We start from the raw sequence: 11,777 nt of genomic DNA, 5'->3' as shown, positions 1-11,777 counted from the left end.
CCCCGGTGATGCACGGCTCACACGAACGCGTGACACGGTGGCACTGGGCGCCAGCGTTCCCAATCGAGACGATGGAATCACCACCGTTTCGACCCGAAAGGCCCCCATGATCACCACGCTCCAGGACTTCACCGCTTCACTCCCCGAGGTGCTCCAGTGGCTGGGGGTGCTGCTCGTTTCGGCCATTCCGTTCGTGGAGTCGTACTTTGGTTCTGCCATCGGCGTGATCATCGGGCTGAGCCCGGTCGTGGCCATCGGCGTGGCCGTGCTCGGCAACATCGTGTCGATGCTCGTGTGCGTGCTGACCGCGCACGGTGTGCGCTCGCAGGCTACGAAGCGGCGCGAGGCGAAGCCGCTCACCCCGCGCCGCGCAAAGCTGAAGGAACGCTTCGACCAGTTCGGTGTGCCCGGGGTGAGCCTGCTCGGCCAGCTCATCCTGCCGAGTCAGATCACCTCTGCCGCCATGGTGTCGTTCGGTGCTTCGAAGAACCAGGTGATTATGTGGCAGATCATCTCGATCATCATCTGGGGCGCCGTGTTTGGCGTGCTCGCTTCGCTCGGCATCGCGGTGCTGCGCTAGGGCAGCACCGCGAGAACCGCACTAGGAGTTGCGTCGGCGGGCGCGCGCCACGGTGAGCGCCGCGCCGGCGCCGAGGAGTAGCGTGGCACCGCCGAGCAGGATCCCGCTCTGATCTGCACCGCCCGTCTTCGCAAGCGCGCTGCCGCTCGACTTGCCCGGCGTCTTGGGCGTCACTGCGGAGCCGCCGTCAGTGCCCCCGTCAGTGCCCCCGTCGGTTTCACCGTCGGTGCCCCCATCCGTTTCACCGTCAGTGCCGCCGTCCGTCTCGTCCGCGGCGATGATCGCGGTCACCGTGGCAGAGCTGCGCAGCAGGCCCTGCTCAGCGGGCACGAATCGCAGGTCGATCTCGTGCGTTCCCACGGGCAGCCCGGCAAGCACCGCGGTTCCCGCACCGTCGGTCACGACGAACGGCTCGCCCAGCGGCTCATCGCCCACGAACACCTGTACGGTGCCGTTCGGCAGGAACACCTCAGCGGGCGCGGCGCTTGCGGCACTGCGCGTCGCAACGGTCTCTGGCCCGGGGTCGGTGCCCGGATCCTCCTCGGCAAGAGCTACCGTCACGTCGACCGTCGCGGGGTGCTTCGGGGTGCCGTGCAGCTCGGACTTGGCGGGCGTGAGGACCGTCTCCACGGCACGAACGTCCAACTCCACCGGCGCGATCTCGGCACTGCCGAATCCGGGGGCCGGCAGGTAGCGCGCCGACACCTGGTGCGATCCTGGGGTGAGCCCGCTCAGCGAGGCCTCGAAGCGCGAGATGCCATCGCCCGGGGTCGCGTCGCGGTCGTCACTCGAGGCCTCCGCGTAGAAGACCTCGCCGTCAACGAGAATCTCGATTCCACCACGGGGATCGATGTGCGCGCCCAGCCCGTCTGCGCGCACCTCCAGCTCAGCGGTCACCGTGTCGATTGCGCGCAGCTGGTGCGTGGAGAGGCTGAGGTTCGCACTCGTGCCGATCTCGCGCGCCCCATAGGCGACCGCCTCGGACGTCGAGTTTCCCCAGTTACCTGAGACGTCGCCCGTGTACGCGACGGTCAGTTCCTTCGCACCCCACGGCACCTCCGCCTGCTCGAAGCGGACGGTGCCGTCGGCTTCCAGGGTCTCGGTTTGCACCGGGGAGCCGTCGGCGAGCAGCACCGCAGTGCCCGCGACACCGGGCGCAGACGAGGAGACACGTGCCACTACGTCGATGGGCGCGAACGCCGCGGGCGAGGTGGGGGCCTCGAGGATGGTGGTCTGCGTCAACGCCTGGGCCACAACAATCGTCATCCCCTCGCTGATCGAGGGCAGTGCATTCGGAAGACCCTGAATGTCGCTCTCGCTCCCCGCGAAGCGAGCGGTGAGCGTGTAGGTCCCCGCCTGCGGGAAGAACGGCACGGGGAAGAGAGCCCCGTACTTCGTTGGGCCCTCTGGGATCAGCAACACGCTCGTGCCGATCTTCGTGTCGTCGAGATAGAAGTCGATCGGCTTGCCAATCACCAGAGCGGGCCCCAGCAGTTCAACAGCACCGGACACGATAAGCGGCTGGCCAAAGGTCGTAGGTGCCTCATTCACCCGCAGCGTCGTCACGGTTTCCGAGCCCGCAGGCTGCGGCACCGTCTCATCCCCCTCTGAGGGAGATGCGACGGGTGGCTGGACCTGCTGCGAGAGCGGGGCCGCCATAGCCGGGCTTGCTGCAGCGAGACCCACGCAGCTGAGCGCAAGCGTCGATGCAGCGAGCAGTGCGATGGATCGTGGACGTGAAGAATGCTGGATCATGTCCAGAGATTATTCGAGCACGCCCCGCGGTACTCGGCGCGGTGTGCCAGCACTGCGCGAACTGCACCTTTTTTGCGCGCAGTGGCGCGCGTCGAGCCGCCAGGCGCTGCTTGCCCTACAGCGCGAGGTGCAGGATCGGGTACGGGCGCCCATCACCGTCGAGTTCACTGCGCCCCACCTGAACGAAGCCCCGACTCCGGTAGAAGCCACCCGCGCTCGCGTTCTGCTCGTTGACATCCACCCGCGTCACGCCCTGCTCTGCAACCGCGTGGGCAAGGAGGGCACTGCCGACCCCGCTTCCGCGCGCGGAATCTGCCACGAACAGCATCTCGAGATTGCCCTCGGCGACCCCGGAGAACCCGACGGGCGCACCGGCGCGCTCTGCGACGGTCAGCGTGACCGCCGGAAAGTACGCGTCGGCGAGCAACGATTCGATTCGCGCAAAGTCTTCCGCGGCAAGGAAATCGTGGGTGGCGCGCACCGCGCTGCGCCAGATCTCAACGAGCGCGGGGTACTCCCCTGCTCCGGAGCTCGGGCGAAGTGTCAGATCGGGCGAAGTGCTGGTCATCCCACAATCCTTGCGCGCGGATGCGTTGGGCACAAACCCAGACCGCGATCTCTTCGGCATCCCGGAAAAGGTTGCGCAATCGGCAACACGCCTGCACTGCGCCACGCCCGGGATGTAAACTGAAATGATGTCCCATCTCGATCTTTCCGCGATCAGCTACTCGCTTCCCGACGGTCGGCCATTGCTGAACAACGTCTCGTTGCGCGTGGGCGACGGTGATCGTCTCGCGCTCATTGGCGCAAACGGAGCAGGCAAATCGACCCTGCTGCGTATCGCGCTCGGCGAGCTCATCCCCGACGACGGCGCGGTTGCGCGCACGGGTTCGCTCGGCGTGATGCGCCAGTTCCTCACCGGAGCCTCGGTGCGCGAGCTCTTGCTCGATGTCTCCGCTCCGAAGATTCAGCAGGCGAGCGAGCGGCTCGAAGCGGCCGAGCGCCGCATGGCCGAGACAGGCTCGGAGGCCTCGCAGATGGCCTACGCGAACGCGCTCGTCGCCTGGGGCGAGGCCGGTGGCTACGACGCCGAGGTGTTCTGGGACGTCTGCACGCAGGCCGCGCTGGGACTCCCCTTTGAGCGAGCCGCAAGCCGCCCCATCGAGACGCTTTCGGGCGGCGAGCAGAAGCGACTGGTGCTGGAGGCACTCATCCGCGGCCCGCACGGCCTGCTTATCCTCGACGAGCCCGACAACTTCCTCGACGTGCCGGGCAAGCGCTGGCTGGAGGATCAGCTGCGCGCTTCCGGAAAGGGTGTGCTCTTTGTCAGCCACGACCGCGAGCTCCTCGCGCGCTCTGCCACCGCAATCGCGACGCTCGAGCTCGGCGCTGCGGGCAGCACCGCGTGGATCCACCCGGGCAGCTTCGCGGGCTACCACGCTGCGCGAGACGCGCGCTTCGAACGGCTCGACGAGCTGCGCCGCCGCTGGGACGAGGAGCACGCCAAACTCAAGGCGCTCGTGCTCATGTACAAGGAGAAGGCGGCGTACAACGCGGGCATGAGCTCTCGGTACCACGCGGCGCAGACGCGCCTCGCGCGCTTCGAAGAAGCCGGTCCGCCGCACGAGCAGCCGCGCGAGCAGCGTCTCGAGATGCGGCTCGCGGGTGGCCGCACGGGCAAGCGCGCGGTGATCTGCGAGCAGCTCGAGCTCACCGACCTCATGTTTCCGTTTGACGCGGAGGCCTGGTTTGGCGATCGCGTCGCCGTGCTCGGTTCAAACGGTTCGGGGAAATCTCACTTCCTGCGCCTACTCGCGGCCGGCGGCAGCGATCCCGATCTGGAACACGAGCCGGTGGGCGACCTGGAGATCGAGCCGGTTGCACACACGGGCTCCGCCCGCCTTGGCGCCCGCGTGCGGCCGGGCTGGTTCGCGCAGACGCAGCGGCGCCCGGACCTCGCGGGGCGCACGCTGCTCGAGATCCTGCATCGTGGTGACGAGCATCGAGCGGGGCGGGATCGGGAAGCGGCAGCCCGCGCGCTGGCCCGCTACGAGCTGGCACAGTCGGCCGAGCAGGCCTTCGACTCGCTCTCGGGTGGCCAGCAGGCGCGCTTCCAGATCCTGCTGCTCGAGCTGGGCGGGGCGACCCTGCTGCTGCTTGACGAGCCCACCGACCACCTCGACCTGCAGTCGGCAGAGGCGCTGCAGCAGGCACTCGCTGCGTTCGAGGGCACCGTCATCGCGGTGACGCACGACCGCTGGTTCGCGCGCGACTTCGACCGGTTCTGGGTCTTCCAAGAGGACGGCGAGGTCGTCGAATCCGCGAAGCCCGTGTGGGACGAGGGGCGGGTGAACCGCGCACGCTGAGGCTACGGGATCGGCACCGCCCGCTCCTCGCCGATCTGCTTCATGACCATCGTCGAGGTGAGGCGCTGCACCCCAGGCAGGCCTGTGAGCGTCGTGTCGAAGAACTCCTGGTAGTCCGCCAGATCTCGCGCGAGGATCCGCAGGAGGTAGTCGGGCTGCCCGAACAGGCGCTGCGCCTCGACGATGCTCGGCATCTCCGTCACCGCCGCCTCGAACGATGCGATCACTTCGAGCGCGGTGTGCTGCATCGTGACGAACACGATCGCCTCGAAGCTGAGTCCCACTGGCTCAGGGGCAACAATCGCACGGTAGCCGAGGATCGCACCGGAGCGCTCCAGCTCCTTCAAACGTCGGTGGCAGGCCGAGAGGCTGAGACCCACCTGCGCGGCGAGGTCGGTGGCCGTGATGCGCCCGTCCTCTTGCAGAATTGCAAGAATCTCCCGATCAAGTTTGTCCATGTAGGAGATTCTGCCAGTGATTCCCGCGATTCACGCGAAGAAGCGAAGCACATTTCGTGAGATTCTCCGTACAGTCTTCACGCGGGGCAACACGGTGCCCCGCACAGTGGAGCGGAGACGCAATGGATGGCACTCTCGTATTGCAGTTCTGGGCCGTCGCCGTACTGCTCGCGCTCACCCCGGGGCCCGACTGGGCGTTTGCGATCTCGACAGGTCTCCGATCGGGCGCCGTCGTGCCGTCTGTGCTGGGCATGGCGTCCGGCTATATCGTCATGGTGACGGTGTTGTCGCTGGGCGCGGGCGCGCTCATCACGGCCTTCCCGATCATCCTCACCGCCCTCACGGTGCTGGGCGCCGCCTACCTGGTCTTCCTCGGTGTGGGCACGCTCCGCGGGCCGGCGCAGGCGTTTGGTGACACCGCCGCCGCGCCAAGTGGCAGCTTCCTCACGCAGTTTCTGCGCGGCGCCGGCGTGAGCGGCTTCAATCCGAAGGGACTACTGCTCCTCCTCGCGGTGCTCCCCCAGTTCACCTCGACCACGACCCCGTGGCGGCCCGAGGCCCAGATGTTTGTGCTCGGCCTGCTGTACGTCGCCAACATTATTGTCATTTACTTTGCGATTGCGCACGGCTCCCGTCGCGTGCTCGGGGCACGCCCGCGAGCGGCCCTCGTCATCACCCGGGTGGCGGGCGTCTCCATGATCGGGATCGGCCTGCTCCTCGTCGCCGAGCAGCTCGCACCGCTCATCGCGCGCTGAGTTCGCGTTTGCCGTTTTCGCACCCGGTTCGGCGAACGGACGCTTCAGGAGTTCACACTGGGTGCATGCGCCACAAGATTGATGTCATTCTGTTCGACGGATTCGAGCTGCTCGACGTGTTTGGCCCGGTCGAGTTCTTTGGTGCCCTCCCGAAGCACTACGAGATCACCTATGTTGCTGAGCAGCCGGGGCCGGTGCGCAGCTCACAGGGTGCCGAGGTCATTGCGGAGGAGCCCCTGTCGCCTGCACGTGCGAGCGTTCTCCTCCTCATCCCGGGCGGAGCGGGAACACGGCGGCTCGTCACCGATACCCGTTTCCTCACTGCACTCACCGAGCGCGCGAACCATGCGACGGTGGTGACCTCCGTCTGCACTGGCTCGGCAGTGCTCGCGGCGGCTGGCATGCTCACGGGGTACCGAGCGACCTCCAACAAACAAGCAGCGTAGGCTGCGGGGGCGGCTGCCCCGACCAGGCCGACCCCGAGCAGCAGCGCGAGGAGTCGCCCCGTGGCGCGCAATGCTCTTGTTTCAGATGCTTTCGCCCGAGCAAATTAACCAGGGTGATGACCCGCCGAACAGGGCACGCCCGGAAGGTGTCGCAAGGTGGCACCGAACATGCGCGTTCTGCTCACTTCGCGACGGAGGTGCCAGCGTCCAGATCCTGGCGAGGGTGTGCGTAGGCCCGCCGTTCCTGTTCAAGCATGAGGCGGTACTCCGCGGCCAGGGAGATCTCCGCGGGCGCCGCACGGGGAGGAGTGGGAGCGCTCGGCGTCGCCCACGCTGCTGCGGTGGCGCCTCCGGCGGGTGCCGCGACTCGGCGCGCGGCGGCAGAGCGCCGCTGAGCGCCACGCAAAGATCTTGGTCCAGATGTATTCATGCGAGCACGCTAACAAGCCCCGCGCTGAAAGCCGAGGGGTTTCACACCAAGGAGGCGCAAGCTGACGCGAAAGGTGCGCGATTTGCTCGCTGAGCTGTGAGTTCTCCGAACGCGGGCTAGCGTTCGGCGCGGCCGAAGCGCCAGTACCCCATGAATGCCACCGCGTCGCGCGGCATACCGCGCTCCGCCACGAGCTCGCGGCGGATGCGCTTGATCGCGTCGGCCTCGCCCGCCAGCCAGGCGTAGGCGCGGGCCGAACGGGCATCGTCTTCGGCGGGCATTCCCGTCTCCGGGTCGAGCCCGGGCACCTCCCAGAGCACCGTCGCTTCAAGGTCAACGTCCTCGAGCTCGGGCCGGGCCGTCGGCACCGCCTCAGCGCGCGCAGCCGGGTGGAACGCGGGATCATCGAGCGCCTGCACCGCGGCGACAAGCGCCTCCCCGTAGTGCCGGTCGCCTCGCTCGTGCACCTCAACCGTCACCCCGCTCGTGTCTCCCAGCAGCGCAGCGTCGCGGGGATCGCCCAGCTCGAGAATCACGCGCACCGCGGCAGCCGCATCGAGGTCTTCGAGGATCGCCGCGATCGCGGGCAGCGCACTCTCGTCGCCGACGAGCAGGAGCTGGCTCGCGCCTCGGGGCGGCAGCCACCCGACCGCGCGCGTGGTCGCGGAATACGCGCCGTTCGGGCCGACGATTGCCGCGATGTCGCCGGGTTGCGCACGCGCCGCCCACGCCGCAGCAGGCCCAGGATCGGGGTGCCACGCGAAATCAATGACCACGCTCGCGGGTGTGCCGGTCGTGGGATCGGCCGGCCGCAGCATGCGCGGAGTGTAGGTGCGCATGGGCGGCTGCTCGGCGGCGCTCAGCGCACACCACGCCGCGTACCAGTCGTCGCTGCCGCGCAGTTCGGGCAGCACCCCATGCGCGTCGGGCAGGAGCAGTTTGACCCGCTGGTCGATGCCAACAAACCCGAAGTCCGCGAGATCGTCGCCCGTGAACGTGACCCGCACGAAGCTGGGCGTCACCCACTCCGCGGCGATGACCCGCACTCGGAACAAGCGGTAGGCGCCGAGCCCGCTCATGCGGCGCTCCGCGCCGAACCGACGGGCACAATCATCGGGGTGCCCGCGACGGGATCGGGGCAGATCACGGTGTCGAGCCCAAACACCTCGCGCACCAGCTCCACGGTGATGATGTCCGCGGGGCGGCCCTGCGCCACGATCGCACCGCCCGACATGGCGATCAGGTGGTCCGCGTAGCGGGTGGCGAGGTTCAGCTCGTGCAGCACCACGACTACCTGGGTGCCGCGCTCGCGTGACAGGCGCACGAGCAGTTCGAGCACGTCCACCTGGTGGGCGAGATCAAGGTAGGTGGTCGGCTCGTCGAGCAGCAGAATGTCTGGCTCTTGGGCGAGCGCCATGGCCACCCACGCGCGCTGCCGCTGGCCGCCGGAGAGCTCGTCGACCCCGCGCTCCGCAAACTCACTCATGCCCGTGAGATCGAGCGCCTCGGCCACCACCGCGTCGTCACCCGTGCCGCGTCGACCGAGTGCACCACGGTGTGGGGTGCGCCCGCGATCCACGAGCTCGGCGACGGTGATGCCGTCGGGCGCAATGGGCGCCTGCGGCAGCAGGCCGATGATGCGCGCCACTTGCTTGGTGGACAGCTGCGAAATCTGCTGGCCATCGAGCAGCACCGATCCCCCACGCGGGCGCAGGAGCCGGGCGAGCGCGCGCAGCAGCGTCGATTTGCCGCAGCCGTTGCCGCCCACGATCATGGTGACCCCGCTGCCGGGCAGCTCGAGGTCGAGCCCATCGATGATGGGCTCCGCGTCGTAACCGACAACAAGTTCGCGCGCGAGAAGCGAGTGAGTCATACGCGGGTGCGTCCTCTCATGAGCAGGAACAGGAGGTAGGGGGCGCCGAGAATGCCCGTCACCACGCCGACGGGCAGCACCGCCGGCGCGAGGTGCTGGGCCACCACGTCGCCACCGAGCACCAGGAGCGCGCCAACGAGCGCCGCGGCGATCGGCACGGATTCCGGCCGCCGCACGAGTCGCATGGCGATCGGACCAGCGAGGAAGGCGACGAACGCGATCGGACCGGTGAGCGAGGTGGCCACGGCAATCAGCAGCACGCCGCAGAGGATGATGCCGAGCCGCGCCCACTGGACGCGCACGCCGAGCGCCGCCGCGGTGTCGTCGCCGAGACGCAGGGTCTGCAGTCGGGAGGCGGCGAGCAACCCCGCGGCGATGAGCACGGCGAGCACGGGCAGGGTGGGGCCGAGCTGATCCCACAGGCTGCGACTCAGTGACCCAGTCATCCACACGACCGCGTCCTGCGCGCCCTTCACATCGCTGCGGGTGAGCACGTAGTTGATCACCGCCTGCAGCGCGGCCGCCACCGCGATGCCGACGAGCACGAAGCGAATGCCCGAGAGCCCGCGGCGGTACGCGCACACCCACACGATGAGGGCGGCGCCGAGCGCGCCGAGCACCGCGACACCCGAAACCACCAGACCGGATGCCCCGAAGAGGCCGATCGCAATCACGGCGGCCGCGCTCGCGCCGGCCGAGATGCCGATCACGTCGGGGCTCGCAAGCACATTGCGCAGCATGGTCTGGAAGAGCGTGCCGCCGAGGCCGAACGCCATACCGGCGGCGAGCGCACCGAGGGTGCGCGGCACGCGCAGCTCCCCCACCACGAACGAGGCGCCGGGCACCTCCTCTCCCGCGAGCACACGGAAGACGTCGCCGAGGGGCGTGACGGAGTTGCCCCACACGAGCGAGACGCCCATGAGCGCAAGGATGAGGAGCGCGAGGGCTGCGCAGACGAGTGCATCGCGGCGCACGCGCGCGGATCGGGATCCACGCAGTCGCGTGGCGAGCTGTTCGCTCACAGTCCCACCGCCTTCCGCCGCTGGAGGAGCAGGATGAAGATGGGGGCGCCGATCACCGCGGTGACGATGCCCACCTCGATCAGGCCGGGGCGCGCGATGAGCCGGCCCACCACGTCGCACACAAGAAGGAACGCGGCGCCCGTGAGCGCGGAGAGCGGCACGACCACGCGATAGTCGCTGCCCGCGATGAGGCGCACCGCGTGGGGTACGGCGAGACCGACGAAGGCGATGGGGCCCGCAATGGCGGTCGCCGTGCCGCACAGCAGCACGACCGCGAGCGCGGCGAGCGTGCGGATGAGCCCCACACGTACGCCGAGCCCGCGCGCCACGTCGTCGCCGAGCGCGAGCCCGTTGAGTCCGCCCGCGCAGAGGAGCGCAACGACGGCGCCCACCCCAAGGAAGCCCGAGAGCTGCGCGATGGTGCCGAGGTTGCCCGCGGTGAGCGAGCCAATCTGCCAGAAGCGGAAGCTCTCCAGGGTGGACTGATCGGTGATCAGGATCGCAGAGATCACCGAGGCGGCGATCGCCGCAACGGCCGCACCCGCGAGCGCGAGCGTCACGGGTGTTGCCCCCGATGGGCTCGCGCTTGCGGCGCCGTAGCCGACGAGCACGGCGACCGCGGCGCCGGCGAGCGCGCACCAGACGATGGCGAGCGGCGCCTCGAGCCCCAGGAGGCTCATGCCGAGCACCACGAAAAGGGAGGCGCCAGCATTCACACCGAGCAGACCGGGATCCGCGAGCGGGTTGCGCGCCATCCCCTGCATGAGCGCGCCGCCAACGCCGAGCGCGGCCCCGACGACGAGGCCGGTGACGGTGGTGGGGATGCGAGCGAGCACGGCCGCCTGCTCGATGTTCTGCGTGTCGCCAACGGTCAGCGCGGTCCACACGGACGCGAGCGGCACATCGCGCACCCCGATGGTCAGCGAGAGCACTGCGGCGAGCGCCACCGCCGCGATCGCGATGCCCACCACCCAGACCGGGGCGAGGCGCGCACGGCGGCGCTCCTCGCCCCGGTGCGGTGCGGTGGTGGTGCGGGTCACTTGACCTGTGCGGCGGCCTCGCCGAGCAGCTTCGCGTAGGCGGGCAGCGCCCACGGGATCGACAGCGGGGTGGGCGAGGAGATGGCCATGAGCTGCGCGTCGTCATCAACGTAGGCGAGCGCGCCCGATGCGACGGCGGGGATCTTGCTGAGCAGCGGATCGTTCTTCAGCGTGGAGAGGTCGCCGCCACCCTGCACGAACACGACGGCGAGATCGGCGTCGAGCTTGTCGGCCTCCTCGGCGCTGATCGTGGAGACGAACTCCTCGGATCCCTCCGAGAGCTTCTCGATCGACGGGGCGATCGTCATGCCGAGGTCGGTGAGGTACTGGAGGCGGGTGTCGTTCGGCGTGTAGTACTGCACCTTGCCGGGATCCTTCGCGTCCACCCAGATCACCATGGCGGTCTTGCCCGCAACGTCCGGGTACTTCGCCATCTCGGTGTCGGTGAACTTCTCCGTGTCGGCAATGAGCTTCGCGGCTGCCTCGGGCTTGCCGAGCGCTTCGCCGACCATGCGGGTGTTGTCACGCCACGGCGTGCCCCACGGGGTCTTTTCGTAGGCGACGGTGGGGGCGACCTTGCTGAGCGTCGTGTACTCCTGCTCGCTCATGCCCGAGTTCGTGCCGAGGATCAGATCGACTCCGGCGTCGGCGAGCACCTCGTAGGGGGCGCCGTCGAGCTCGTCATGCAGAGCGGGGAGCTCCGCACCCGCGTCCTCTATCGCTTCCTTCGTCCAGGGGAGGAAGCCCTCGGCGTCGCCGCCGAAGGTCGCCTTGCCGATCGACACGGGCACCACACCGAGAGCGATCGCCGCGTCGAAGCTGCCCCACCCGATCGTGGCCACCTTCGTGGGCTCGGCCGGGATCTCGGTCGTGCCATACACATGCTCGACGCTCGCGGGGAATACCCCGTCACCCGAGGCTGCTCCCCCGCCCGCGTCTTCCGTGGCCGAGGGCGACGCCGCGCAGGCCGTGAACGCGAACGCTGCGGCGGTGAGTGCGGCGAGCGCGCCGAGCGAGCGGCGCGCGATGCGGGGGTGGTGCGAAGACATGAG

13 protein-coding genes are annotated in these 11,777 nt (G+C 68.9%); 4 read left to right on the top strand and 9 right to left on the bottom strand.

The window, feature by feature from the left end:
- Positions 1 to 106 precede the first annotated feature (106 nt).
- Positions 107 to 580: a hypothetical protein gene (locus D3226_RS06290; protein WP_202381592.1), complete on the top strand. Its 474-nt coding sequence runs from the start codon at positions 107 to 109 to the stop codon at positions 578 to 580.
- A 21-nt stretch (positions 581 to 601) separates the two neighbouring features.
- Here the strand turns inward: D3226_RS06290 and D3226_RS06285 are convergent, their stop codons facing one another.
- Positions 602 to 2,335, bottom strand: coding sequence for an Ig-like domain-containing protein (locus D3226_RS06285; protein WP_202381591.1), 1,734 nt, complete (start codon positions 2,333 to 2,335; stop codon positions 602 to 604).
- Positions 2,336 to 2,450: 115 nt separating this feature from the next.
- Positions 2,451 to 2,903: a GNAT family N-acetyltransferase gene (locus tag D3226_RS06280; RefSeq protein ID WP_202381590.1), complete on the bottom strand. Its 453-nt coding sequence runs from the start codon at positions 2,901 to 2,903 to the stop codon at positions 2,451 to 2,453.
- A gap of 127 nt (positions 2,904 to 3,030) precedes the next feature.
- Here D3226_RS06280 and D3226_RS06275 point away from each other — a divergent pair, with 127 nt between their 5' ends.
- Positions 3,031 to 4,701, top strand: a complete 1,671-nt coding sequence (locus D3226_RS06275) for an ABC-F family ATP-binding cassette domain-containing protein (RefSeq protein ID WP_202381589.1) — start codon at positions 3,031 to 3,033, stop codon at positions 4,699 to 4,701.
- 2 nt (positions 4,702 to 4,703) lie between these two features.
- Here the strand turns inward: D3226_RS06275 and D3226_RS06270 are convergent, their stop codons facing one another.
- The gene (locus D3226_RS06270; RefSeq protein WP_202381588.1) at positions 4,704 to 5,159 is read right to left on the bottom strand and encodes an Lrp/AsnC family transcriptional regulator; all 456 of its coding nucleotides are present in this window, start codon (positions 5,157 to 5,159) and stop codon (positions 4,704 to 4,706) included.
- Between the two features lie 122 nt (positions 5,160 to 5,281).
- Between D3226_RS06270 and D3226_RS06265 the strand changes: the two genes are divergently transcribed.
- Both D3226_RS06265 and D3226_RS06260 read left to right on the top strand, forming a co-directional pair.
- Entirely contained in the window at positions 5,282 to 5,914 is a 633-nt protein-coding gene (locus D3226_RS06265) for a LysE family translocator (protein WP_202381587.1), read from the top strand.
- 65 nt (positions 5,915 to 5,979) lie between these two features.
- Positions 5,980 to 6,360 carry a DJ-1/PfpI family protein gene (locus tag D3226_RS06260; protein ID WP_202381586.1) on the top strand — a complete coding sequence of 127 codons (381 nt, stop codon included), beginning with the start codon at positions 5,980 to 5,982 and terminating at the stop codon, positions 6,358 to 6,360.
- Between the two features lie 181 nt (positions 6,361 to 6,541).
- Here the strand turns inward: D3226_RS06260 and D3226_RS06255 are convergent, their stop codons facing one another.
- The 6 genes from D3226_RS06255 to D3226_RS06230 all read right to left on the bottom strand — a co-directional run bounded on the left by D3226_RS06255 (position 6,542) and on the right by D3226_RS06230 (position 11,774).
- Positions 6,542 to 6,790, bottom strand: a complete 249-nt coding sequence (locus D3226_RS06255) for a hypothetical protein (protein ID WP_202381585.1) — start codon at positions 6,788 to 6,790, stop codon at positions 6,542 to 6,544.
- A 116-nt stretch (positions 6,791 to 6,906) separates the two neighbouring features.
- Positions 6,907 to 7,869 carry a siderophore-interacting protein gene (locus D3226_RS06250; RefSeq protein ID WP_202381584.1) on the bottom strand — a complete coding sequence of 321 codons (963 nt, stop codon included), beginning with the start codon at positions 7,867 to 7,869 and terminating at the stop codon, positions 6,907 to 6,909.
- On the bottom strand, positions 7,866 to 8,663 hold the full coding sequence (locus D3226_RS06245; protein ID WP_202381583.1) for an ABC transporter ATP-binding protein: 798 nt from the start codon (positions 8,661 to 8,663) through the stop codon (positions 7,866 to 7,868). Before D3226_RS06245 ends, D3226_RS06250 begins: the two co-directional genes overlap by 4 nt.
- On the bottom strand, positions 8,660 to 9,685 hold the full coding sequence (locus D3226_RS06240) for a FecCD family ABC transporter permease (RefSeq protein WP_337248917.1): 1,026 nt from the start codon (positions 9,683 to 9,685) through the stop codon (positions 8,660 to 8,662). The genes D3226_RS06245 and D3226_RS06240 overlap by 4 nt, the downstream gene beginning before the upstream one ends.
- A complete protein-coding gene (locus tag D3226_RS06235) occupies positions 9,682 to 10,725 on the bottom strand; it encodes a FecCD family ABC transporter permease (protein ID WP_337248916.1) in 1,044 nt (347 codons plus the stop codon). Before D3226_RS06235 ends, D3226_RS06240 begins: the two co-directional genes overlap by 4 nt.
- Entirely contained in the window at positions 10,722 to 11,774 is a 1,053-nt protein-coding gene (locus D3226_RS06230; RefSeq protein WP_202381582.1) for an ABC transporter substrate-binding protein, read from the bottom strand. The genes D3226_RS06235 and D3226_RS06230 overlap by 4 nt, the downstream gene beginning before the upstream one ends.
- Positions 11,775 to 11,777: the final 3 nt, after the last annotated feature.

This window comes from Leucobacter chromiireducens subsp. chromiireducens (assembly GCF_016758255.1).
Classification (GTDB): Bacteria; Actinomycetota; Actinomycetes; order Actinomycetales; family Microbacteriaceae; genus Leucobacter; species Leucobacter chromiireducens.
Note: the sequence above shows the minus strand (reverse complement) of the source record. Positions and strands in the feature narration are given on the sequence as shown.

What these genes read in the sequence shown, in the direction of transcription:
- D3226_RS06270 (WP_202381588.1), bottom strand. Translation starts at nt 5,159, where the DNA reads ATGGACAAACTTGATCGGGAGATTCTTGCAATTCTGCAAGAGGACGGG.
- D3226_RS06260 (WP_202381586.1), top strand. Translation starts at nt 5,980, where the DNA reads ATGCGCCACAAGATTGATGTCATTCTGTTCGACGGATTCGAGCTGCTC.
- D3226_RS06275 (WP_202381589.1), top strand. Translation starts at nt 3,031, where the DNA reads ATGTCCCATCTCGATCTTTCCGCGATCAGCTACTCGCTTCCCGACGGT.
- D3226_RS06280 (WP_202381590.1), bottom strand. Translation starts at nt 2,903, where the DNA reads ATGACCAGCACTTCGCCCGATCTGACACTTCGCCCGAGCTCCGGAGCA.
- D3226_RS06255 (WP_202381585.1), bottom strand. Translation starts at nt 6,790, where the DNA reads ATGAATACATCTGGACCAAGATCTTTGCGTGGCGCTCAGCGGCGCTCT.
- D3226_RS06250 (WP_202381584.1), bottom strand. Translation starts at nt 7,869, where the DNA reads ATGAGCGGGCTCGGCGCCTACCGCTTGTTCCGAGTGCGGGTCATCGCC.
- D3226_RS06265 (WP_202381587.1), top strand. Translation starts at nt 5,282, where the DNA reads ATGGATGGCACTCTCGTATTGCAGTTCTGGGCCGTCGCCGTACTGCTC.
- D3226_RS06230 (WP_202381582.1), bottom strand. Translation starts at nt 11,774, where the DNA reads ATGTCTTCGCACCACCCCCGCATCGCGCGCCGCTCGCTCGGCGCGCTC.
- D3226_RS06290 (WP_202381592.1), top strand. Translation starts at nt 107, where the DNA reads ATGATCACCACGCTCCAGGACTTCACCGCTTCACTCCCCGAGGTGCTC.
- D3226_RS06285 (WP_202381591.1), bottom strand. Translation starts at nt 2,335, where the DNA reads ATGATCCAGCATTCTTCACGTCCACGATCCATCGCACTGCTCGCTGCA.
- D3226_RS06245 (WP_202381583.1), bottom strand. Translation starts at nt 8,663, where the DNA reads ATGACTCACTCGCTTCTCGCGCGCGAACTTGTTGTCGGTTACGACGCG.